The following is a 21461-nucleotide window of genomic DNA, read 5'->3' on the forward strand; positions in this document are numbered from 1 at the left end:
TTCAGGCTGCGCGCTCGACATCGGCCGCCAGAACATAGCCGCCGCCGCGCACCGTCTTGATCAGGCTGGGATTGCGCCCGTCATCCTCTAGCTTCCGCCGCAGGCGCGAAACGGCGACGTCGATCGCCCGGTCGAAGGGCCCGGCCTGCCGCCCGCGCAACAGGTCCATCAGCATGTCACGCGTCAGCACGCGGTTGGGCCGCTCCACCAGCACCGTCAGCAACTCGTATTCGCCACCGGTCAGCGGCACTTCCACCCCGTCCGGGTTCAACAGGCGCCGCCGCTGCGGCTCCAGCGTCCAGCCACCGAAGCGGATGGCGCTCGGCAGCGGATCCCGTCGCGTGCCCTCGCCATGAACACGGCGCATCACGGCGCGGATACGCGCCAGCAGCTCCCGCGGGTTGAAAGGCTTGGCCACATAGTCATCTGCGCCCAGTTCCAGCCCGACGATCCGGTCCGTTTCCTCGCCCATGGCGGTCAGCATGACGATGGGCACGTCCGATTGCCCGCGTAGCCAGCGCGCGAAATCCAGCCCGGACTCGCCTGGCATCATCAGGTCCAGGATCACGATGTGGTACCGCCCCAGCGGCCAGGCACGCCTGGCCTCCCGCGCCTCCCGAGCCGTGGTCACGCGAAAGCCCTGCTTCTCCAGGAAGCGGGCCAGAAGCTCTCGGATCTCGCGGTCGTCATCGACGACGAGAATATGCGGGGCGGGTTCCATGCCCTGTTACATAGCGCGCCCCCGCCCGGTGTCGCGGGGGCTGTTGTTACAATCCATGTCGAAACAGCCCGCCGTTTCCTGCCGTTTCCGGGATCACGGAAAAGGGGGGTTGGATCGCCCGTCTGGATCGCCAGATAGGGGGCAACGGCGCTGCCCTTTCCCCCCAAATCCCCCGGGGCGGCGCCGCAGGAACGGCGGCGGGGTGATCCGCATCCCCCTCTTGTCGCGGGCCCCGTCGCCGTTCACCTCCCTTCCCTCATGATGTCCCCGCCGGAATGGGCCGATCGCGGCCTCGCCGCCCTTGCCCTGTCGGACCCGCTTCTGCACGGCGTGATAGCCAGCGCAGGCCCCCTGCCCTGGCGCCGGCGCCCGGCCGGCTTCCCCGGCCTGCTCCGCACCATCTGTGGCCAGCAAATCAGCAACCGTGCCGCCGGGGCGATCTGGCGCCGCCTGTGCCTTCTGCCCGGCGTCCTGGATCCTGCCGGCCTGCTCGCCCTGGATGACGCCGCGCTCTGTGGCGATGCGGGCCTCTCACGCCCCAAGGCTGCCCATGCCCGCGCCCTGGCCACTGCTATCCTCGAGGGCCGTCTCCGTCTGGCGGAGCTTCCCTCCATGAGCGACGAGGACGCCATCACCCATCTTTCTGCCGTGCGCGGCCTCGGGCGCTGGACCGCCCAGGTCCATCTCCTCTTCGCCGAGGACCGGCCGGACATCTTCCCCGAGGGTGATATCGCCCTCGCCGCCTCCCTCGCCCAGCTGCGCGGCCTGCTGGCCCGCCCGTCCCCGCAGACCCTCACCGCTATCGCGGGGGAATGGCGCCCCTACCGCTCTCTCGCCGCGCGGCTGCTCTGGCATCACTGGCGCCACGTCACCGGACGCCCCGGCGCAGATCCCGAGGATGACGGTTAGCGCCAAAGCAGCTTTCCGGAGCTTCAGGCTCTCCGGTCAGGTAATGAACCTGTCCAGCTCAGCGAGCACGATGTCGGCCCGCGTCTCAACACCCACCTTGGGCAGCTCGACCGCCCGATAGCCGAGCATGGAATACACACGCCTGAGCCGCTCGTACTCAGCGACTGCCTCCTCAAATCCATGCCGGCGCTGCGGGTCAGCGGCATAGATCTCGGGCCATGGCGGCGTGAGGAAAACCGTTCGGTTGTAGCGGTGGGAGCGCCCAAGCCTTTCGGCGATAGCCTCGCCTGTGGCGTGCTCCAACGCAGTCGCCGCGTCGACAAGACCGCGATCGAAAAAGACCCGGCCGGGCAAAGCTCTGGCCGCGTCACGATCGGCCAGTGAAAGCTCGATGGCACGCCGCGCAAACGCAGCCATGTCCATCCAGGGAAGAGCGCCTCCACCACTCTCGAGTTCCAGCTCAACGATGCGCCGGCCAGGCTCCTCGACCACGCTGTAGCCCCGCCGCCGGAGCTCAGCCAGCAGCGTCGACTTCCCGCCCCCCGAGCAGCCGGAGAGCACAATGAATCGATCACTCATCCGAAATTCCTCGGCGTCCGGGCAGCCTTATCCCTCGCCGCAGCCTCACCTGAGGCTACGGGAAACCCGATCTTGTTCGATCAGCGACCTGATCCATTCCGCATCCGTGGAGGCCGCCGGATTGTGGACCGGCATGCCGAGGTCGGGCCGGACATCAACGGCAAGGGCCGAGTATTAAAGTGCGATCGTGGTGAGAATCGGGACCGCAAATATTTGGCACCTTGGCCATGGCTGCTCCCCGCTGCCGCCATGCCCCAAAGAGGCGGCCGCGCATCTTGACCAGTTCACGATGTTCGCCGGCGCAGACCTACCGGCATCGAGCAATCCGGCCCGGGCGCTCTGCGATGGGAACCGGGGAAGCCCGGCTAGTTCGCCTTCTGACCGGACTGTCGCTTGATGGCGTCGCCTTCGTCATCTCGAAGGGCGTCCATCATGGCGGGGCGATGCTGGAGGCGGAAGGTTTCTTCCAATGCGTGCCACCCAAAGCGGCAGTTCTGACCCGGGCTTCACCCAGGACAGGCCGGGCAACCTGTCAGGAGCCGAGCGCCACCAGCATCTCGCCAAGGGCCCAAAAGGCCGGGAAGGCGAAAACGAAGGCGAGCATGGCCTCGCGGATCGCGTCGTTCGGAAGGAGCGGGCGGGTCGCGGAGTGAATGTACTGCATGGCGATCAGTGAACAAAACATGAACATGAATCGCAAGCGGATTCTCGCCGCCCCGTCCCGCCCCCCGGAACGGCCACCCGGAGACTCTCCGTTGCGCGCATCGAAACCGCCCCCCGTTCTCAGGCGTCTTGAGAGCAGCGCGCACGGACCTGCCGGGCAGCACGCCCCCCCCTCGCCCGGCACGCGACTTGCTGCGACCATGATGTGGCGGCCCCTCCCGGCCGCGCCATACGGAGGACAGGGTGCCGGCCTTCGACGAAATGAATGAGGGGGGCCGGATTCGCCCCGCCTATGCTGGAATTGCTCGTTACCTTGAGGCCGCCGGCGCCGAAGCGCTGGAGGTGAAGCGGCGCGAGGCGGAAGTTCTCTTTCGCCGCATCGGCGTCACCTTCGCCGTCTATAATCAAGGTGGAGACCCGGAGCGGCTTATCCCCTTCGACGTGATCCCCCGCGTCATCGCGCGCCAGGAATGGGATACCCTGCGCCGCGGCCTGGAACAGCGGGTCCGCGCGCTCAACGCCTTCCTCGCCGATGTCTATGGCCCCCGCCGCATCCTCCAGGAAGGCCTCATACCCGCTGATCTGGTTCTCAAGAACGAAGGCTACCGCGCGGCAATGGAGGGCTTCACGCCCCCCGGCGGCGTCTACACCGTCATTTCCGGCATCGACCTCGTCCGCACCGGGCCGGAAGAGTTCTTCGTGCTTGAGGATAACTGCCGCGTCCCCTCCGGCGTCTCCTACATGCTGGAGAACCGGGAAGCGATGATGCGCCTCCTGCCCAAGCTCTGCGCTGCTCATCGTATCGCACCGGTCAGCCACTACCCGGAGGAGCTGCTGGAAACGCTGAAGTCCCTCGCGCCGCCTGCCTGCCAGGGCGAGCCAACTGTCGTGGTCCTCACCCCGGGTCCCTTCAACTCCGCCTATTACGAACACTCCTTCCTCGCCGACGAGATGGGCGTGGAGTTGGTCGAAGGCGCCGACCTCTTCGTGCAGGACAACACCGTCTACATGCGCACCACGGCCGGCCCGCGCCGGGTGGACGTGATCTACCGCCGGATCGACGACGAGTTCCTCGACCCCTCCGCCTTCCGGCCGGATTCCATGCTCGGCGTGCCCGGTCTCATCGCGGCCTATCTTGCCGGCCGCGTGACGCTCGCCAATGCCCCCGGCGCTGGCATCGCGGACGACAAGGCCGTCTATCCTTTCGTCCCCGCCATGATCCGCTTCTATCTCTCGGAAGAGCCGATCCTGCGGAACGTGCCGACCTATATGTGCGAGCGCGATGAGGACCGCGCCTATGTCCTCGAGCACATGCACGAACTCGTCGTTAAGCTCGCCCGCGGCTCCGGCGGCTACGGCATGCTGGTCGGCCCGCACAGCACGGCCGAACAGCGCGCCGAATTCGCCGCCCGTATCCGCGCCAACCCGGCCGACTACATCGCCCAGCCCACCCTCGCCCTCTCCACCGTGCCGACGCTCTGCGAGGCCGGCATGGCCCCGCGGCATGTCGATCTTCGTCCCTTCACCCTCCTCGGCCGCAACCAGATCCGCATCGTCCCCGGCGGCCTCACGCGCGTTGCGCTGCGGGAAGGCTCGCTCGTCGTGAACTCCTCCCAGGGCGGCGGCACCAAGGACACCTGGGTACTGGAGGAGGACCCGCCGCCCATGGCGCAGTCCATGGAGGCAGGCGGCATGACCCAATCCATGGGCGGCATGACGCAGACCTCGGGCAATCCAGAAATCGGGAAGCAAGGCTGATGCTGGCACGCACCGCGGACAGCCTTTTCTGGCTCGGGCGCTACATGGAGCGCGCGGGCAATGTGGCGCGCAGCCTCAACGCCACCCTCCACATGGCCGCCCTCGCCGCCCCGCGCGGCATGGAAACAGCGGAATGGCTCGGCCTTCTCAACGCCACCGGCACCGCCGAGCACTACCGCAAGCTCTATGGCGATCCCACGCCGGGCCAAGCTGCGCGCTGGCTGACGCTCGACCCGCTCAACCCCTCCTCCATCGCCTCCTGCTTCGAGGCCGCGCGCCGCAACGCCCGCGCTGTCCGCACCGCCCTGACCGTGGATATGTGGCAGGCCGTGAACGACACCTGGATCGACATTCGCAAGCTCGATCCTGACGGAGCCGATGGCGATCGCCTGATGGGCTTCAACGACTGGGTTCTGTCCCGCGCCGTGCTGTTCAACGGCGCCGCCATGGACACGATGCTGCGCGACGACGCCTGGCGCTTCGCCCGCCTCGGCACGATGCTGGAACGCGCGGACAACACCGCCCGCCTCCTCGCCGCCCGCAGTGCTGCCTTCCTTCCGGGGGCGGAGGAGGACGCAGCCAACTATGCGCAGTGGCAGGGCATGCTGCGCTCCGTCTCAGCGCTTCGCGCCTACCAGCACCTCTTTCGCGAGCGCCTGCGCCCGGCCCGCGTGGTGGAGCTGCTGGTGATGCGCCCTGAACACCCCCGCTCCGTCACCGCCTGTTACGAGGAGGTGAACGACATCCTCAGTGTCCTTGCCATGCATGATGGCGAGGATCGCCTCGCCTGCCGCCGCCTCGCCGCCGCCCTGCGAGGCCGTTGCGTGGCGCACAGCCCTGCAAGGCTGATGGATGGCGGCCTCGCCAACCTTCTGACGGAGATCACCGAGGGCAATACGCAGCTCGGCGCCTCTATCGGGAAGTGCTTTCTCATCGGCTAGCCGGGCAGCGCTCCGCGCCCCACCAGTCCGCGAACGAGGCCCGACTTCCAGGCCTGTTCGGATGGCGCACCGGTTCCAGCCGGTGGCGGAATACCTGCCGCGCTCACGCCGGCGGGTGCCGCCCCCGGGTGGCTATCCTGGGTGAATGTTGGGGCTCCCGCGCGCGCCTAATCAGCACCACTCTGGAACAGGGGAGTGGCAAGCATGATGGCAACGTCCGTTCGTCTTGCCCATATCGTCTATGTCGAGGTCGCGGGGATCCACGTTCCAGGGGATGGCAGCAGCGGCCTCGTCGAAACGCGCATCCGCGTGCAGTTCGACAGCGCCGAGGGGCCGGGTGAAGTGACGCTATCCGGCAACCAGGTCAGGGCCCTCGGAATTTTCGAGGCGCACCATCACGGCAGAGGCAATCTTCATCCCCATCCACTGAGATCATTGCCTCACCATCCTATGCCCGCCGCGCTTCTCAGATCGGGAGATGCTCGGCCCCACTAGGCTCACGCATCGGGCAACCGCCATGGCTCGCGCGGAAACCCGAGGACATTTCATAGGCCGGCTTGCGTGCGCGGTTGACCGAGCCGAGTGGCCGATGCGCCGCAAGCCGATGCCACGGGCTGAAGAACATACCGAGATCGACGGCCCGCGACCTCGCCTCATCCCAGGCGGGCTGCGGCCCGACCTTGAGCCGGGCGACGGTGACGTGAGGACTCATCCTCTCCGGCCATTCAGCCGAGGCATCCTCGATCGGCATGGCCTCAAGATCGGTGCAGAGCTGCACGCGAAATACCCACTCCGCCTCCTGCGCCGCGAAGAAGGCCGTCACCTCCTCCCGCAGCGCCTCGGGCCGGCCCGAAACATTGATCTTCTTGCCCGCCAACGCCTTCAGCGCCGGCGAGGCCGGCGCGACCGAGAACTTCGCCATTAGGGGCCGTAGAGGAACGGCGTCTGGCTGTAGAAGGTCTCGCCGAGGATATGCGTATTCCGGTGGCCGCCGAGCTGGGTCAGCGTCACGCTTCTGGCGCCCACCGTCTCAAGCGCCGCCTCGGCACCGCGCAATACGGCGGAGACGGCTTTCTTGAACCCCTGGGGCATGTCGGTGGTCCTGGCGAGGAGCTTGCCGCTGCCAAGAAACGCCCTGGCCGTGGGCGCCGCGAAGGCCGGACTATCGGCCATGATGAAGTCCTGGGTGACCTGGCCCTCCGAACCCGGCAGGCGCTCGCCCTCCACCCCCACCACCTTGATGGCAAGTCCCCGCGGGACGGAGATGCTGTCATCCAGCAGGTCGCCCGGATTGGTGGAGAAGCGCAGCACGACCGGGTAGGCCGCAGGGCGGGAGAAGAGGCCCTGGCGGTAGACGGGGGCGAAGTCACCCATCACGCGGAACTCGCCCCGCAACAGGCCATGGCTCTTCGCGTGAACGCTACGGACGGGATAGCCGTAATGCTTATGGGTGGTCTCGGCGATGCCGCGCATCGTCCCAACCAACTCGCGGGTTGTCTCCTCCTCGCCGGGCTCCTTCTGCTCGAAGCCGGGGTGGTCGCGGAGGGGGTGGACTGACATGGGCTGCCTCCCGGTCGGGGGTCAGCGCGTGGTCCGGTCAGGTGTCTCGGGAGCGGAGCGGCAGTGTAACCGCAGTGCAACAGAGCGAATCGAAAGCATCACGGGACTGTGAAGGTGCGGCGCAGCGGCGCTAACCTCCTGCCTATGAGCACCTATCGAGCCCAGGCCATCGCCGGCCGAGTCGTTCTGGTCCAGGACCTTCCGGACCAACTCATCCTTTCCGAATTCGATGTCGCCGAGGCATCGAGGCTGATCCGCCAGATGGAGGATGCCCTGGCGGAGGTCGTGCGCGGCTTGGCCGAGCAGGCAAAGGGACCGCTCCGCCCCGAGATGGTGGAGTAGAGCGGCCCTTCCTTCAGGCGGCCAGGGCTTCGCGGATCGCCGCGAGGGCCTCGGCCGACTTGGCGCCATCCGGGCCACCAGCCTGGGCCATGTCGGGGCGGCCGCCGCCGCCCTTGCCGCCAACGGCCGCGGAAGCGGCGCGAACGAGGGCGACGGCGTCTGCCTTGCCCTTCGCAGCCTCGCCGACTGCAACGACGATGCTGGCCTTGCCTTCCGCCGAAGACACGAGGGCGACGATATCGGCGGTGCCGCCCTTCAGGATGGCCTCGGCCAGACCCTTCAGGTCGCGCGGGGGGATCTCGCCGAGGTCGCGGAGGGCGACGCGGAGATCTCCGACCTGCTCCACCTCGCTCGCGGCGCCGCCGGTGGCGAGCTTGCGGCGGAGCTCGGCGACTTCGCGCTCCAGCTTGCGGCGGTCTTCCAGCAGGGTGGCGATGCGGGCGGGCACCTCATGGGCGGGGACCTTGAGGGCGGAGGCGGTCTCGCGGAGGAGGCGCTCCTCCTCCTCGATCACGGCGAGGGCGGCGGGGCCGGTGACGGCCTCGACGCGGCGGACGCCGGCGGAGACGGCGCTTTCGCCGACGATCTTGAAGAGGCCGATATCGCCGGTGCGGGCGACATGGGTGCCACCGCAGAGTTCGAGGCTGTAGACGCCGTGCTTGGCGGTGGCCTCGGGGTCGTGGCCCATGCCGACGACGCGGACCTCATCGCCATATTTCTCGCCGAAGAGGGCCATGGCGCCGGCCTTCACGGCCTCGTCGGGGGTCATCAGGCGGGTGATGACCTCGCCGTTCTGGCGGATGCGGTAGTTCACCTCCTGCTCCACCCATTGCAGGTCCTCGGGGGACATGGGGGTGGGCTGGGAGACGTCGAAGCGCAGGCGGTCGGGGGCGTTGAGGCTGCCCTTCTGGGCCACGTGCTCGCCCAGGCGGCGGCGAAGGGCCTCGTGCAGCAGGTGGGTGGCGCTGTGATGGGCGCGGATGGCGCTGCGGCGGTGATGCGCGACCTCGGCCACCACGGGGGCGCCAACGGTGGCCGTGCCGTGCTGGACGATGCCCAGATGGACGAAGAGGCCGAGCTTCTTCTGGGTGTCGCGGATGGCGATCTGGAGGTTATCGGGGCCGGTGATGAGGCCGGCATCACCGACCTGCCCGCCGCTTTCCGCGTAGAATGGGGTCTGGTTCAGGACGACGGCGACTTCCGTGCCCTCAGGCGCCGACTGGACCTCCTGGCCGTTGGCGACGATGGCGAGGATGGAGGCTTCGGCGCGCTCGGTGGTGTAGCCCTGGAATTCGGTGCCGGTGCCGAGCTTTTCCTTCAGGTCGAACCAGAGGGTCTCGGTGGCGGCCTCGCCGGAGCCGGACCAGGCGGCGCGGGCGCGGCGGCGCTGCTCGGCCATGGCGGTCTCGAAGCCGGCCGTGTCCACGGGGCGGCCCTCGGCGCGCAGGGCGTCCTGGGTCAGGTCCAGCGGGAAGCCGAAGGTGTCGTAGAGCCGGAAGGCGACATCGCCGGGGAGGGGCTGCTTCTCGCCGAGCTTGGCGGTCTCTTCCGCGAGGAGGCCGAGGCCGCGCTCGAGGAGGCTGCGGAAGCGGGTTTCCTCGAGGCGCAGGGTTTCGGTGATCAGGGATTCCGCGCGGACCAGCTCGGGGTAAGCAGCGCCCATCTGGCGGATGAGGACGGGGACCAGGCGGGGGAGCAGCGGGTCCTTCGCGCCCATCATATGGGCGTGGCGCATGGCGCGGCGGAGGATGCGGCGGAGGACGTAGCCGCGGCCTTCATTGGAGGGGAGAACGCCTTCGGCGATCAGGAAGGCGCCGGAGCGGAGGTGGTCGGCGACGACGCGGTGGCTGGCCTTGAAGGGGCCGTCGGGGTCCTGGCCGGTGGCCTCCGCACTGGCGAGGATGATCGCGCGGAAGGTGTCCGTGTCGTAGTTGTCGTGGACGCCCTGCATGATCGCGGTGAAGCGTTCCATGCCCATGCCGGTGTCGATGGACGGGCGCGGGAGGGGGCGGCGCGTGCCGGGCGGCCCCTCCTCATACTGCATGAAGACGAGGTTCCAGATCTCAATGAAACGGTCGCCATCCTCGTCCGGGGAGCCGGGGGGGCCACCGGGGATCTTGTCGCCGTGGTCGTAGAAGATTTCCGAGCAGGGGCCGCAGGGGCCGGTATCGCCCATGCGCCAGAAGTTATCGCTGGTCGCGATGCGGATGATCTTTTCTTCCGGCAGGCCGGCGATCTTCTTCCAGAGGGTCGCGGCGTCCTCATCCTCATGGAAGACCGTGACGAGGAGCTTTTCCTTGGGGAGGGCGAAGTCCTTCGTCAGCAGGGTCCAGGCATGGGTGATGGCCTGTTCCTTGAAGTAATCGCCGAAGGAGAAATTCCCCAGCATTTCGAAGAAAGTATGGTGGCGGGCGGTGTAGCCGACATTGTCGAGGTCGTTGTGCTTGCCGCCGGCGCGGACGCATTTCTGCGCGGTGGTGGCGCGGCTGTAGGGGCGCTTTTCCTGGCCGGTAAAGACGTTCTTGAACTGCACCATGCCAGAATTGGTGAAGAGCAGCGTGGGATCGTTGCGCGGCACCAGCGGGCTGCTTTCCACCACGGAATGGCCGTTGCGGGCGAAGTAGTCCAGGAAGGTAGCGCGGACGTCGTTGCTGCTGGTCATGGGGCCATTCTTACTTTCGATTCCTCGCGGGAACGCGACCGGGGCCTTTAGCCCGGCGCGGGGCAAGGCGTCGAGGGGCGGCGGGGGTGGGGCGAGGGATCATGGTCAGGGCCAAGCCAGGCGGACGGTGCGGGGAATGCGCCGTGCGCCAAGGGCGGCTTTGGCGAGGGCTGCAAGACTTTTGAAATGGTTCTTCGCCGCTTCGAGTTGAAGGCGGGTGTGTGGCGCCGGGGGTAGCGGGGCGCGGGCGAGCATTTCGGACAAAAGGGGATTGGGGAGGAGCCAGGGCGGGCCGTTGAGGGCGGAGCGGAGGTCCAGGCGGCGGATGAGGAGGAGGAGGTTCATGCCGCCGAGGCGGGCGGCGCGGCGGGTAGCGCGGCAGATGGCGTATTCGAGGGTGCGGAGAGGGTGCTTGGGGCCGCATTCGCGGAGGGCCTGGAGGACGCGGTGCCAGAGGCCGGCATGGGTGAGGCGGCGGAAGAAGCGGGAGACGGTGTCGGGCTTGCCGTACTGGGCGGGGAGGTCGCGCCAGGGGTGACCGGGGGTGGAGGCGAGGTGGAAGATCGCGTCCATGCGGGAGCGGAGGTCGGCGATGCGGCGGCCCTGGGGGGCTCTTGGCAGCACATAGGGCATGAGAGCGACCCACTGGTCATCGGATAGAGGACCCCAGGGTTTAGGAGGAGTGATGCGGGAGGCAGTGCGGGGCATGGGGCCTCCCTGAAGTTGGACGGCCGATCTTGTAAAGGAATTTAGTCCTTTTGTCAAGATTTCGTTGGCCGGGAGCGAGGGTCTGGGAGAGACCCTCGCCGTGCCGGAACCTGCCGGTGATCTGAGCGCCGGCTCAGACGGCGCCGTGTGCCTCCACATAGAAGGCGTAGAGGGAGTGGCTGGCCGTCATGTAGAGCCGGTTGTTCTTCGGGCCGCCAAAGGTCAGGTTGGCGCAGCGCTCCGGCAGCCGGATGAAGCCGATGGGCTTCCCTTCGGGATTGAACACCATCACGCCGTCCAGATCCTCGGACTTTCCCCTGAGCTGGTGGACCCTGCGCCCGCCGACATCGCGGGCTTCCTGCTCCAGCAGGCCGTTGCTGCCCCAGCCGCACCAGAGATTGCCATCGCGATCGACCTTGAATCCGTCCAGCGCTCCCTGGTCGGCCGCGTCGATCAGCTTGGTCTTGTTGCCGACGGTTCCGTCGGGGTTCACGTCGAAGCTCCAGATGCTGCGGTTGGGCGTCCCTCTCCACTCGACGACGTAGAGCTTCTTCTCATCCGGCGAGAAGGCCAGGCCGTTCGGGTTCAAGAGATCGGTGATGACCGCCGTGATCTTGCCGTCCTGGCTGATGCGATAGACATTCGTGGTGGGCTGCTCGGGCCTAGCCCGGCTTCCCTCCCACTCGCCGTTGATGCCGAACAGAGGATCGGTGAACCAGATCGTGTCGTCTGACCTGACGACCAGGTCATTGGGCGCGTTGAGGCGCTTGCCTTCGAAGCTGTCGGCGAGGACGGTGATGGAGCCGTCCTTCTCCGTGCGGGTGACACGCCGCGTGACGGAGTGCTCGCAGGTGACGAGGCGGCCCTGACGGTCGCGGGCGTTGCCGTTGGCGTAGTTTGCGGGGCCGCGGAAGACAGTGAAGCTTCCGTCCTTCTCGTCGTATTTCATGATCCGGTTGTTGGGGATGTCGCTGCAGAGCAGATACTGCCCTTCAGGAAAATAAGCCGGCCCCTCGGCCCAGCGCATGCCGCTGGCGAGTTGTTCGACCGTGCTGCTGTAGATGCGGTACTTGGCGAAGCTCGGATCGAGGATCTGGACGGCCGGATCGGGGTAGCGCTGGTTGGGCGTGAAGGGGAAGGACTGCGCGCCCGCTTCGCCCGCGAAAAGGGCGGTGCCTGCGGCCGCACCGCTGGCCTTTAGCAGGCGGCGACGTGACATGTTCATCTCGGTTGCTCCTCCCGGTTCATGGGCCTGCCGGATTCGTGGACGTTCGAATCGTTTTCAGGCGGCGGCCCCGTTTTCGGTAGCATTCCGCCCATTGCCCGCCCAGGCCGCCGCCCATGGTGGAACGGAGGGCATGAAAAAGGGCCACACCCGGAGGTGCGGCCCTTGGTCTTTCGGTGCTGGCGCGGGGATCACTCCGCCGCAGCGGCTTCCTCGGCGTCCGGGGCGACCATCATGGCATTGGCCACGACGCCGGCCTGGGCGCGGATGCGCTGCTCGACGCTATCGGCCATCGCCGGGTTGTCCCGCAGGAACTGCTTGGCGTTCTCGCGGCCCTGGCCGATGCGCTGGCTGTCGCAGGAGAACCAAGCGCCGGACTTCTCGATGACGCCGGCCTTCACGCCGAGGTCGAGAAGCTCGCCGACCTTGGACACGCCCTCGCCGTACATGATGTCGAACTCGACCTGCCGGAACGGCGGGGCCATCTTGTTCTTCACCACCTTCACGCGGGTCTGGTTGCCCGTGACTTCCTCACGATCCTTGATCTGACCGATGCGGCGGATTTCCAGGCGGACGGAGGCGTAGAACTTCAGGGCGTTGCCGCCCGTCGTCGTCTCCGGGTTGCCGAACATGACGCCGATCTTGAGCCGGATCTGGTTCAGGAAGATCAGCATGCAGTTGGAGCGGGAGACGGAGCCCGTGAGCTTCCGCAGCGCCTGCGACATCAGACGGGCGTGGAGGCCGACATGGCTGTCGCCCATCTCACCCTCGAGTTCCGCGCGGGGGACGAGGGCGGCGACGGAGTCGACCACCAGCACGTCGACCGCGCCGGAGCGGACGAGGGTATCGGCGATTTCGAGGGCCTGCTCACCGGCGTCGGGCTGGGAGATGAGGAGGTTGTCCACATCCACGCCGAGCTTGCGGGCATAGCCGGGGTCGAGGGCGTGCTCGGCGTCGATGAAGGCGCAGGTGCCGCCCTTCTTCTGGGCCTCGGCGATCGCCTGGAGGGCCAGGGTGGTCTTGCCCGAGGATTCCGGCCCGTAGATCTCGATGATGCGGCCCTTGGGGAAGCCGCCGATGCCGAGGGCGAGGTCGAGGCCGAGGGAGCCGGTGGAGATGACCTCCACCTCCTCGTTCATCTGCTTGCCCCCCATTCGCATGATGGAGCCCTTCCCGAAGGAGCGCTCGATCTGAGAGAGAGCGGCTTCGAGAGCCTTATTCTTTTCCATAGTGGGAAGTGCCCCTTGCGATCGGTGGACGCGTTTCCGGGTGCCACCGGCGGATGAGGGAGCGGGATTCACCCCGTCGCCTCACGCGCTTGTTAACCGGCCGAGACGTTCGCGCACAAGCGCCGAGGACGACTCCGGTCCGGGATGTTCATATTACGTTCTCGACCATGAAGTTCAAGCTCCGAATGGGATTTCAGGGGAGCTTCGCGACCATCTCGACAAGCTGGGCGGGGCGGTAGGGCTTGGAGAGGAAGTGGAGGTTGTCCCCGGTCATGTCCTGGTCGAGGGCGGCTTCGGCGTAGCCGCTCATCAGTACCACGGGAAGGTGGGGTTGGCGGGCGCGGGCTGCACGGGCCAGGGCGATTCCGTCGAGGCCGGGCATGGCGATGTCGGAGACGATGGCGCCGGGCTGGAGACCGGAATCGAGAAGTTCGAGGGCGGAGTCGCCGTCCTCGGCCTGGGTGACGCGGTGGCCGGCGCGTTCGAGGGCGGTGGCGGCGAGGCGGCGGAGGGGGGCTTCGTCGTCCACGAGGAGGATGTGGCGGTGGGTTGGTTCCGCCTGGGCCGGAGCGGGCGGCGGGGGGGCGGGTTCGGGTTCGCCTTCGTGGCGCGGGAGGTGGATGCGGAAGCGGGTCTGGCCCGGGCGGGTGTGGAGCTGGAGGGCGCCGCCGGACTGGCGGACGATGCCGTGGACGGTGGCGAGGCCGAGGCCTGTCCCCCCCTGCCCTGCCTTGGTGGTGAAGAAGGGTTCGAAGATCCGGGGGAGGAGTTCGGGGGGAATGCCGGGGCCGGTGTCGGTGACGTCCAGGACGGTCCAGCGGCCGGGGGGAAGTGCGTCGGGCAGGCCGGGTTCTTCCTGCAGGGCGATGGTGGTGTCGGTGGCGATGGTGAGGGTCCCCTGCCCCGCCATGGCGTCGCGCGCATTGGCGGCGAGGTTGAGGAGGACCTGATCGAGCTGGGAGGGGTCCACGCGGATGCGGCGGCCGAGGGCGCCGGGGTGGATGTTCAGGATGATGCCGGGGCCGAGGAGGGTGCGCAGGAGGGGGGCGGCGCCCGTGATGGAGTCGTCGAGGTCGAGGATGCGGGGGGCGAGTTGCTGGCGGCGGGCGAAGGCGAGGAGGCGGCGGACGAGGGCGGCGCCGCGGTCGGCGGCGTCCTGGGCGGGCTGGAGGCTGTCGGTGGTGGCGGGGGTGGCGGTGCGGGTGGCGTCGAGGGCGCCGTGGATGATGGAGAGGAGGTTGTTGATGTCGTGGGCGATGCCGCCGGCGAGCTGGCCGATGGCGCGGAGGCGTTCGGTGGCTTCGGCTTCCTCCCGCTGGCGGGCGCGGTCTGAGAGGTCCTCGACAAGGAGGGCGCGGGTGCCGCCTGGGAGTGGGAGGAGACGGAGAAGGGCGTGGCGCGGGGGGTGATCGTCCGGGGTGGTCAGGGGGGCTTCGAGGGGGACGGGGTCGGGCGATTCCAGCCAGGTGGCCAGGGAAGCGCGCGCCGGCGGAGGGACGAGGGCGGTGGCGGGGAGGCCGGGGCGGAGCGGCAGGGACGGCCCGATCAGGGCGCGCAGGGCGGGGTTCGCGCGCAGCAATGAGCCCTGGTCATCGAGCAGCGCGGCGGGGCCCGGGAGGCCGTCCAGGAGAGCCAGGAGGCCGGGCTCAACGGGATCTGTGGGTCGCAGGCCCTGCCATGTGCTGTCCACCATGGCGCGCAGCGTAGCGCGGAGCGGGGGGACGTCCATCCTGCGGGTCATGCGGGCGGGCGGGTGCGGGCGCGCCAGATGAAGGCGATGATCTCGGCGACGGCCTGGTAGTGCTCGGGCGGGATTTCGGTGTCGACCTCCAGCCGGAAGAGGGCCCGGGCGAGCGGGGGGTTGGAGACGAGGGGAACGCCGGCCTCGCGGGCAGCCTCGCGGATGCGGGCGGCGACCTCGTCGGCGCCCTTGGCGAGGATCTTCGGGGCCGCGGCGGAGCCTTCCTCATAGCCGAGGGCGACGGCGTAGTGGGTGGGATTGGTGATGACCACGGCTGCCTTGGGCACGGCGGCGAGCATGCGCTGGCGGGCACGCTGGGCGCGGATGGCCTTCTGCTTCGCCTTCACATGCGGGTCGCCATCGGTGTCCTTGGCTTCCTCCCTCATGTCCTGGCGGCTCATCCGCAGGCGGCGGAGATGGCGGAAGCGGGTGAGGAAGAGGTCGGCGGCGGCGAGCAGGGCGAAGGCGGCGAGGGTTGCGGCGATGAGGCGCAGGGCCTGGTCGGCCAGGAGGGACAGGAGAGCGGCGGCGGGCTGGTGCATGGCGGGTTCCAGCAGCGCTGGGGCATCGCCGGCATGCCAGATGGCGGCGCCGACCAGGGCCATTTTTAGCAGGGTCTTGAGGAATTCGAGCAGCGACTCCGCGCCGAAGATGCGCTTCAGGCCAGCGGCGGGAGACAGGCGGGAGAGTTGGGGCGTGAGGCCCCTGGCGGAGAAGAGGCCGCGGGTCTGCAGGAGGGTGGTGGCTACGGCCCCGAGCGCGGCGGCGCCGAGGATGGGAAGCAGGAGGAGGCTGGAGGGGAGCAGGACTTCGAGGGCCTGATCGGGGGTGAGTTCGTGGCCGCGTTCGAGGATGCCGCGCAGGGCACGCAGAAGGTCGCGGCCGAGGGATGGCAGGACCATGGCGGCGGCGATGACGGCGAGGAGGAGAGCGGCGAAGCCGGAGAGTTCCCGGGAGTTGGGAACCTGGCCTTCCTGCCGCGCCTGTTCGAGGCGGCGGGCGCTGGGGGCCTCTGTGCGATCCTCGGCCTCGTTTTCCTCCGCCATGGGTCAGCCGGGGCCTGTCATCGCAAGCCGGGCAGCGTGGCCCAGCCGGCCAGCAGGGCCTGGTGGAAGACGCCGAGCAGGGAGGGGGCGAGCACGCCCAGCAGGGCCAGGCCGGCGAGGATCTGGCCGGGCGAGGCGACGAAGAAGACCTGGATGGAGGGCGCGACGCGGGCGACCAGGGCCAGGGCCAGATTGATCGTCATCGCAGCGAGGACAAAGGGGCCGGCGAGGCGGAGCGCGAGGGAGAGCATCTCTGCCCCGGCCTCGGCGAATTCGGCGGCGGCGGCGCCGGCGGGCCAGGGGGAGCCCGGGGGCATCAGCGTGTAGGATTCGGCCAGGGCGCGGAGCGGAAGGGCGTGCAGGCCCGTGGAGAGCACCAGCACGGCGGCGGCCAGCGTGCCGAGGCGGCCAAGGGCGGAGGCCCCGCCGCCGAGCGAGGGGTCGGGCGCGAGGATGGCGGCGAGGCCGAGCATCGAGGCGCCGGTCTGGAGCGCGACGGAGAGGGCCATGGCGAGAAGGCGCGCCAGGCCGCCGATCCAGAGGCCGGCGGCGAGTTCGAGCGTGAGGAGGCGCAGGGCCTCGCCGACGGAATCCGGGGCTGGGGGAAGGCTGGGGGCCAGGACGGGGAGAAGGAGCGGGACGAGGGAGAGCGCGATGCCCAAGCGAATCTGGGTCGGGATATCCTGCTCGCCCAGGCCGGGCAGGATCATGGCGGCGGCCCCCATGCGCGCGAGCACGAGCACCGCCTGGAAGGCGAGCGCGGGCAGCGCATCCTCCGTCACGGCAGGCCGCCAAGCGTGACCATCCGGTCGAAGAGCATGGTGGTCCAGGCCTGGAGGACGCCAGTCATGAAGGGGCCAAGCAGCAGCATGACGCCTCCGGCGACGGCCAACTTTGGCAGGAAGGCGAGCGAGGCTTCCTGCACCTGGGTCAGCGCCTGCAGCACGGAGACCGCCAGGCCGACCACCAGGAGAGCGATGAGCAGCGGCGTGGCCACCTGCAGAAAGACCCACATCGTGTCGCGGATCGACTGCGCGACGAGGTCCAGGTCCATCCGGGCTTCTCCCTGATCAGATCGGCATGCGCATGACGTCCTGATAGGCGGCGACGACGCGGTCCCGCACCGCGACGGCAGTCTGCAGCGCCATTTCGGCACGGCTGACGGCCAGCACGGTTTCGGTGACATCGGCACGGCCCATCAGGGCGCCGGTGGTGGCGGCATCGGCCTGGTGGCCGGATTCGACCGCGCCTTCGATGGCGCGCTTCAACGCCCCGCCGAAGCCTTCCGCGGCGTTCGATGCGGGCGCGTTCGATGCGGGGGCTGCGGCGCTTCGGTAGGCCGCGACGGCACCGGCGGCGCCGATCGGGGCGGGCATCAGCGCAGCGCCTCGATCGCGCGGGCCAGCATGCCGCGCGTGGTTTCCAGCACGGAGAGATTGGCGTCGTAGCTGCGCTGGGCCTCGCGCATGTCCATCACCTCGATGAGGCTGTCGACATTCGGCGTCTTCACATAGCCCTGGGCGTCGGCGGCGGGATGGGCGGGATCATAGTGGCGCGGAAATTCCCCGGGGGCCTGGCCGATGCGCGCGACGCCGACGGTTTGCGCGCCCAGGGCACGGTCCATGCGGTTGGCGAAGGTGACGGTGCGGCGGCGATACGGATCCGCGCCGGGAGTTTCGCCGGTGCTGTCGCGATTGGCGAGGTTCTCGGCCACCACGCGGAGGCGTGTGGTCTGCGCGGCCATGCCGGCGGCTGAGATGCGGAGCGCCTTGTCGAGTTCCATCCGAGTTCCTCCTTCCCTGGTTCGGGGTGTGGCATCACACCGCCGGAACCGGGTCTATCCGTTGCGGCCGAGCGCGGTGCGGTACATGCCGAGCCAGCGGCGATAGAGGCCGAAGGCCAGGGCATGCGCGGAATCGGTTTCGGCGACCTTCAGCGCCTGCTCGTCCAGCGAGACGGCGTTGCCATCGGGCGAGATCTCCTCAGCGCGGTCGGGCCGGGTGCGGGGCCCCTCCCCGCCCGCGCCTGCGAGATGGAGTGCGCTTGTGCGCGCGAGGGTCGTCGTGCCGCCTGCGCGGGAGAGATGCTCCGCGAAGGGCGTGACGTCGCGCGCGCGGTAGCCGGGGGTGTCGGCATTGGCGATGTTGCGCGCCAGTACCTCCTGCCGCCGGTCCAGCCAGCGAAGACGGTTTTCCGCGAGTTCGAGCGGGTTGCTGAATGCCTGCCCCGGGAGCTTCATGGGCGGCATCATCTGCCGGGCTGGCTAACCAATGCTGAATCGCCGGGGATGCGCGGTTAATCAATTGGCAGGACCAGGGCGGCCATGCTGGCGGCATGACGAGAACGCCGCAAAATGCCGTCCTCGCCGCCGCTGACGAACTTCAGGGCGTGCTGGGCCTTGCCGAGTTGCTCCTGCTCTCCGGTAGGAGACTCGATCTTCGTGGATTGGATGGGGAAGTCGCGGCGCTCTGCGCGGCGGCGGCGGCCCTGCCGGCGGAAGAGGGGCGCAGCGCGCGCCCTGCCCTTACCAGCCTGTTGGCGAGGGTGGAGGGGCTGCTCTCGCATCTCCCCACGTGCCGTGAATGAGCGGGGGCGGCCATGAATGGCGCGGTGGGACAGTGGGTCAGCGCGGCGGCGGCTCTGGCCCTGGTGCTGGGGCTGATCTGGATCGTGGCGCGGCTGGCGCGGCGCGGCGGGCTGGCGGCGCCGGGGCCGCGGCGCATCCGTGTGGTGGAGACGACGCCGATCGACACGCGGCGGCGCGCCGTAATCCTGCGCGTGGATGGGCGCGACGCCTTGTTCGTGACCGGGGGGCCGCAGGACTGCTTTGTCGGCTGGCTCTGATCGCCGCGCTGCTCCTGCTGCCGGGGGCGGCGCTGGCGCAGTCGGTGTCGCTGGATCTGGGTGGCTCCGGTTCCGGCAGCACGGCGCGGCTGGTGCAGCTGACCGCGCTGATCGGGCTGCTGTCGATCGCGCCATCCCTGCTGGTGATGGCGACGGCCTTCGCGCGGATCGTGATTGTGCTGTCGCTGCTGCGGAGCGCGATCGGGGCGCAGGGCATCCCACCGAATCCCGTGCTGATCGGGCTGGCCCTGTTCCTGACCTTCTTCGTCATGCAGCCGGTGATCGAGGCATCCTGGGTGCATGGGCTGCAGCCCATGCTGGCCGGGCAGATGTCGGAGCTGGACGGGCTTTCAGCCTCGGCGGAGCCGTTCCGAAAGTTCATGGCGGCGAATGCGCGGGATTCCGATCTGGCCTTGTTCCTCGATCTGGCGCGGCTTCCGGCGCCAGAGAGCGCGGATCAGACGCCCTGGCGCGCGCTGGTGCCGGCCTTCATGGTGAGCGAGCTGAAGCGCGGCTTCGAGATCGGCTTCCTGATGTTCCTGCCTTTCCTCGTGATCGACCTGGTGGTGGCGTCGCTGCTGATGTCGCTGGGCATGATGATGCTGCCGCCGAGCGTCGTCGCCCTGCCCTTCAAGATCATCTTCTTCGTGATGGTCGATGGCTGGCGGCTGGTCTCGGCGAGCCTGGTGCAGGGGTTCTCTGGGCAGTGATGACGTGCTGCGAGGTTCGGCCTTCAGGCGACCAGCGCAGCAGAAAGGATTACGGCCGCCGCGCCCCCGCGTTCCCAATCCGCTATCCGAACACCGCGCATCAGCGCGGCCGGTGGCGGCCAAACGGGAACCGGTGGAGCGCGGCGGCCGAAAGCGTCGCGTGACAGCGGTAATACGGCCGCCATGTCCCCGCGTTCCCAATCCGCCAGCCAGGCGCCGCGCATCAGCGCGACCGGCGGCGGCCATGACGGGAACCGGTGGAACATGGCGGCCGAAGAGAGATACGGCCGCCGCGCTGCCGTGTTCCCAATCCGTCACCGCGCGCCGCGATGCGGCGGGCGACGGCCAGAGGGGAACCGGTGAGACGCGGCGGCCGAAGCCGCTTAGCCCCTGTTCTCAGCCCTTCTTGGGAAGGTGCTTCGCGATATAGGGCGGCAGGTGGAAGGCGCCGACATGGATCTCGGGCGTCCAGTAGCCCGTATTGCCGAGGATGCCGGCGCGCTGGGCGCGGGCGCGGATCTCTTCCACACCCACGGCGCGCATGGAGGCGTCCTTCGCGGCCCAGCCAAGCGTCATGTAGCCGCCGACATAGGTGGGGACGGCGGCGACATAGGCCCAGATATCCGGGAAGACCTTGCCACGGCGGATGGAGGTCTCGGCGAGTTCCTCGGCCTGCATGGCGGGAACGCCGCACTGGTTCACGATCAGGCCGCGATCCGAGAGCAGGCGCGCCGCATTGGCGTAGAACTCGTCGGTGAAGAGAACCTCGCCCACGCCGATCGGGTCGGTGCTGTCGACGATCACGACGTCGAAGCTGCCGGCCTCAGCCTTGCGGACATAGTCGATGCCATCGGCGACCAGCACTTCGGCGCGCGGGTCGTTCCAGGCATTGCCGGCGATCTTCGGCATGAATTCCTTCGCGAGCCGGATCACCTCGCCGTCGATCTCGACCATGACGGCCTTCTCGACATTCTTGTGTTCCAGCACGCGGCGGAGGACGCCGCCGTCACCGGCGCCGATGATCAGCACGCGCTTGGCATCGCCATGGGCCAGCAGGGGCACATGGGTCAGCATCTCCTGATAGACGAACTCGTCCATCTCGGTGATCTGCACGACGCCGTCGAGCAGCATGACACGGCCATGCGTCTCCGATTCGAAGACCATGATGTCCTGGAAGTCGGACTTCACGCGCGCCAGCTCGCGGGTAACGCGGAAGCGCTGCCCCCAGGCGGGGTAGAGCGTTTCGTTGACCCAGGAATCAGTGGTCATCTGAACCTCCGGACAGAAGAAGGGGGCGGACCCTAGGGCCCGCCCCCTGGTCTCGTCTCGTGACGTCTTTGCGTCAGGCCTGCATGCCGCGGCGGTGTTCCGCCAGCTGCACGCGCTCCGGCAGGAAGCCGCGCTTCAGCACGGGGATTGCCAGATACGGGTCGCAGACGCCGCAGACGAAGATGTCCAGCGCGGCGTAGGACTTTTCGGGCCAGGTGTGGATCGAGACATGACTCTCGGCCAGCACGAGCACGCCGCTCACCCCGCCATTCGGCTGGAAGTGATGGAAGTGGCCGTGCAGGATCGTCGCGCCCGTCTCGATCGCAGCCTCGCGCAGCACCTCATCGATGTGCGCGGGATCGTCGAGATTCGTGGCGCCCCACAAATCAATAATCAGGTGAGTCCCGGCGAAGCGAACGCCGTTCTTCTCGACGAAGTAATCCTTCGTCTCTTCTGTGAACTGGGCTTCGCTCGGGCTTTCATCCGAGACCATCCCCAGTTGAGCAACGTGAAAGTCCATGGTGGGCCCCCATTCCTCGACCGGCAGATGACCT

General features: G+C 68.5%; 26 protein-coding genes. 7 read left to right on the forward strand and 19 right to left on the reverse strand.

Annotation, left to right across the window (positions count from 1 at the left end):
- Window position 1 precedes the first annotated feature (1 nt).
- Complete coding sequence (locus tag ACO1BU_RS01000) at window positions 2–721, reverse strand: response regulator (protein ID WP_424134026.1); 720 nt, start codon at window positions 719–721, stop codon at window positions 2–4.
- A 258-nt stretch (window positions 722–979) separates the two neighbouring features.
- Between ACO1BU_RS01000 and ACO1BU_RS01005 the strand changes: the two genes are divergently transcribed.
- Window positions 980–1630 (forward strand): DNA-3-methyladenine glycosylase family protein, encoded by a 651-nt coding sequence (locus ACO1BU_RS01005; protein ID WP_424134027.1) that lies wholly within the window; start codon window positions 980–982, stop codon window positions 1628–1630.
- Between the two features lie 36 nt (window positions 1631–1666).
- Here ACO1BU_RS01005 and ACO1BU_RS01010 read toward each other — a convergent pair whose 3' ends face one another.
- On the reverse strand, window positions 1667–2209 hold the full coding sequence (locus ACO1BU_RS01010; RefSeq protein WP_424134028.1) for an AAA family ATPase: 543 nt from the start codon (window positions 2207–2209) through the stop codon (window positions 1667–1669).
- A gap of 532 nt (window positions 2210–2741) precedes the next feature.
- Complete coding sequence (locus ACO1BU_RS01015; protein WP_424134029.1) at window positions 2742–2894, reverse strand: hypothetical protein; 153 nt, start codon at window positions 2892–2894, stop codon at window positions 2742–2744.
- 221 nt (window positions 2895–3115) lie between these two features.
- Here ACO1BU_RS01015 and ACO1BU_RS01020 point away from each other — a divergent pair, with 221 nt between their 5' ends.
- Window positions 3116–4630, forward strand: a complete 1515-nt coding sequence (locus tag ACO1BU_RS01020; RefSeq protein ID WP_481133204.1) for a circularly permuted type 2 ATP-grasp protein — start codon at window positions 3116–3118, stop codon at window positions 4628–4630.
- Window positions 4630–5571 (forward strand): alpha-E domain-containing protein, encoded by a 942-nt coding sequence (locus ACO1BU_RS01025; protein ID WP_424134030.1) that lies wholly within the window; start codon window positions 4630–4632, stop codon window positions 5569–5571. Before ACO1BU_RS01020 ends, ACO1BU_RS01025 begins: the two co-directional genes overlap by 1 nt.
- A 466-nt stretch (window positions 5572–6037) precedes the next feature.
- On the opposite strand, the gene ACO1BU_RS01030 is transcribed toward ACO1BU_RS01025, so the two are convergent.
- Complete coding sequence (locus ACO1BU_RS01030) at window positions 6038–6493, reverse strand: catalase family protein (protein WP_424134031.1); 456 nt, start codon at window positions 6491–6493, stop codon at window positions 6038–6040.
- On the reverse strand, window positions 6493–7131 hold the full coding sequence (locus ACO1BU_RS01035) for a catalase family protein (RefSeq protein WP_424134032.1): 639 nt from the start codon (window positions 7129–7131) through the stop codon (window positions 6493–6495). Before ACO1BU_RS01035 ends, ACO1BU_RS01030 begins: the two co-directional genes overlap by 1 nt.
- A 144-nt stretch (window positions 7132–7275) precedes the next feature.
- Here ACO1BU_RS01035 and ACO1BU_RS01040 point away from each other — a divergent pair, with 144 nt between their 5' ends.
- The gene (locus tag ACO1BU_RS01040; protein WP_424134033.1) at window positions 7276–7473 is read left to right on the forward strand and encodes a hypothetical protein; all 198 of its coding nucleotides are present in this window, start codon (window positions 7276–7278) and stop codon (window positions 7471–7473) included.
- A 13-nt stretch (window positions 7474–7486) separates the two neighbouring features.
- Here ACO1BU_RS01040 and alaS read toward each other — a convergent pair whose 3' ends face one another.
- The 11 genes from alaS to flgB all read right to left on the reverse strand — a co-directional run bounded on the left by alaS (window position 7487) and on the right by flgB (window position 18323).
- The gene (gene alaS / locus ACO1BU_RS01045) at window positions 7487–10135 is read right to left on the reverse strand and encodes an alanine--tRNA ligase (RefSeq protein WP_424134034.1); all 2649 of its coding nucleotides are present in this window, start codon (window positions 10133–10135) and stop codon (window positions 7487–7489) included.
- 105 nt (window positions 10136–10240) lie between these two features.
- A complete protein-coding gene (locus ACO1BU_RS01050) occupies window positions 10241–10843 on the reverse strand; it encodes a transposase (RefSeq protein WP_424134035.1) in 603 nt (200 codons plus the stop codon).
- Window positions 10844–10976: 133 nt separating this feature from the next.
- Window positions 10977–12068, reverse strand: coding sequence for an SMP-30/gluconolactonase/LRE family protein (locus tag ACO1BU_RS01055; RefSeq protein ID WP_424134036.1), 1092 nt, complete (start codon window positions 12066–12068; stop codon window positions 10977–10979).
- A 191-nt stretch (window positions 12069–12259) separates the two neighbouring features.
- Window positions 12260–13297, reverse strand: coding sequence for a recombinase RecA (gene recA, locus ACO1BU_RS01060; protein WP_424134037.1), 1038 nt, complete (start codon window positions 13295–13297; stop codon window positions 12260–12262).
- Between the two features lie 193 nt (window positions 13298–13490).
- Complete coding sequence (locus ACO1BU_RS01065; protein ID WP_424134038.1) at window positions 13491–15026, reverse strand: ATP-binding protein; 1536 nt, start codon at window positions 15024–15026, stop codon at window positions 13491–13493.
- Between the two features lie 8 nt (window positions 15027–15034).
- Complete coding sequence (locus ACO1BU_RS01070; RefSeq protein WP_424134039.1) at window positions 15035–16084, reverse strand: EscU/YscU/HrcU family type III secretion system export apparatus switch protein; 1050 nt, start codon at window positions 16082–16084, stop codon at window positions 15035–15037.
- Window positions 16085–16101: 17 nt separating this feature from the next.
- Entirely contained in the window at window positions 16102–16866 is a 765-nt protein-coding gene (locus ACO1BU_RS01075; RefSeq protein WP_424134040.1) for a flagellar biosynthetic protein FliR, read from the reverse strand.
- Window positions 16863–17138 carry a flagellar biosynthetic protein FliQ gene (locus ACO1BU_RS01080; RefSeq protein ID WP_424134041.1) on the reverse strand — a complete coding sequence of 92 codons (276 nt, stop codon included), beginning with the start codon at window positions 17136–17138 and terminating at the stop codon, window positions 16863–16865. The genes ACO1BU_RS01075 and ACO1BU_RS01080 overlap by 4 nt, the downstream gene beginning before the upstream one ends.
- Window positions 17139–17154: 16 nt before the next feature.
- Window positions 17155–17460: a flagellar hook-basal body complex protein FliE gene (gene fliE, locus ACO1BU_RS01085; protein WP_424134042.1), complete on the reverse strand. Its 306-nt coding sequence runs from the start codon at window positions 17458–17460 to the stop codon at window positions 17155–17157.
- Entirely contained in the window at window positions 17460–17867 is a 408-nt protein-coding gene (flgC, locus tag ACO1BU_RS01090; protein WP_424134043.1) for a flagellar basal body rod protein FlgC, read from the reverse strand. The genes fliE and flgC overlap by 1 nt, the downstream gene beginning before the upstream one ends.
- Before the next feature lie 54 nt (window positions 17868–17921).
- Window positions 17922–18323 (reverse strand): flagellar basal body rod protein FlgB, encoded by a 402-nt coding sequence (gene flgB / locus ACO1BU_RS01095; protein ID WP_424134044.1) that lies wholly within the window; start codon window positions 18321–18323, stop codon window positions 17922–17924.
- A gap of 95 nt (window positions 18324–18418) precedes the next feature.
- Here flgB and ACO1BU_RS01100 point away from each other — a divergent pair, with 95 nt between their 5' ends.
- From ACO1BU_RS01100 to fliP, 3 genes are read left to right on the forward strand one after another with little or no spacing between them, the layout of a single operon-like run.
- Complete coding sequence (locus tag ACO1BU_RS01100) at window positions 18419–18670, forward strand: hypothetical protein (RefSeq protein ID WP_424134045.1); 252 nt, start codon at window positions 18419–18421, stop codon at window positions 18668–18670.
- 12 nt (window positions 18671–18682) lie between these two features.
- Window positions 18683–18928 carry a flagellar biosynthetic protein FliO gene (locus tag ACO1BU_RS01105; protein ID WP_424134046.1) on the forward strand — a complete coding sequence of 82 codons (246 nt, stop codon included), beginning with the start codon at window positions 18683–18685 and terminating at the stop codon, window positions 18926–18928.
- Window positions 18907–19638, forward strand: coding sequence for a flagellar type III secretion system pore protein FliP (gene fliP / locus ACO1BU_RS01110; protein WP_424134188.1), 732 nt, complete (start codon window positions 18907–18909; stop codon window positions 19636–19638). The genes ACO1BU_RS01105 and fliP overlap by 22 nt, the downstream gene beginning before the upstream one ends.
- A 23-nt stretch (window positions 19639–19661) precedes the next feature.
- Here fliP and ACO1BU_RS01115 read toward each other — a convergent pair whose 3' ends face one another.
- The 3 genes from ACO1BU_RS01115 to speD all read right to left on the reverse strand — a co-directional run bounded on the left by ACO1BU_RS01115 (window position 19662) and on the right by speD (window position 21427).
- Window positions 19662–19904 (reverse strand): hypothetical protein, encoded by a 243-nt coding sequence (locus ACO1BU_RS01115; protein ID WP_424134047.1) that lies wholly within the window; start codon window positions 19902–19904, stop codon window positions 19662–19664.
- A 130-nt stretch (window positions 19905–20034) separates the two neighbouring features.
- Window positions 20035–20907: a polyamine aminopropyltransferase gene (speE, locus tag ACO1BU_RS01120; RefSeq protein WP_424134048.1), complete on the reverse strand. Its 873-nt coding sequence runs from the start codon at window positions 20905–20907 to the stop codon at window positions 20035–20037.
- A gap of 73 nt (window positions 20908–20980) precedes the next feature.
- The gene (speD, locus tag ACO1BU_RS01125) at window positions 20981–21427 is read right to left on the reverse strand and encodes an adenosylmethionine decarboxylase (RefSeq protein WP_424134049.1); all 447 of its coding nucleotides are present in this window, start codon (window positions 21425–21427) and stop codon (window positions 20981–20983) included.
- Between the last annotated feature and the right edge of the window lie 34 nt (window positions 21428–21461).

The sequence above is a fragment of the Roseomonas chloroacetimidivorans genome, from assembly GCF_049629625.1.
Lineage (GTDB): Bacteria > Pseudomonadota > Alphaproteobacteria > Acetobacterales > Acetobacteraceae > Roseomonas > Roseomonas chloroacetimidivorans.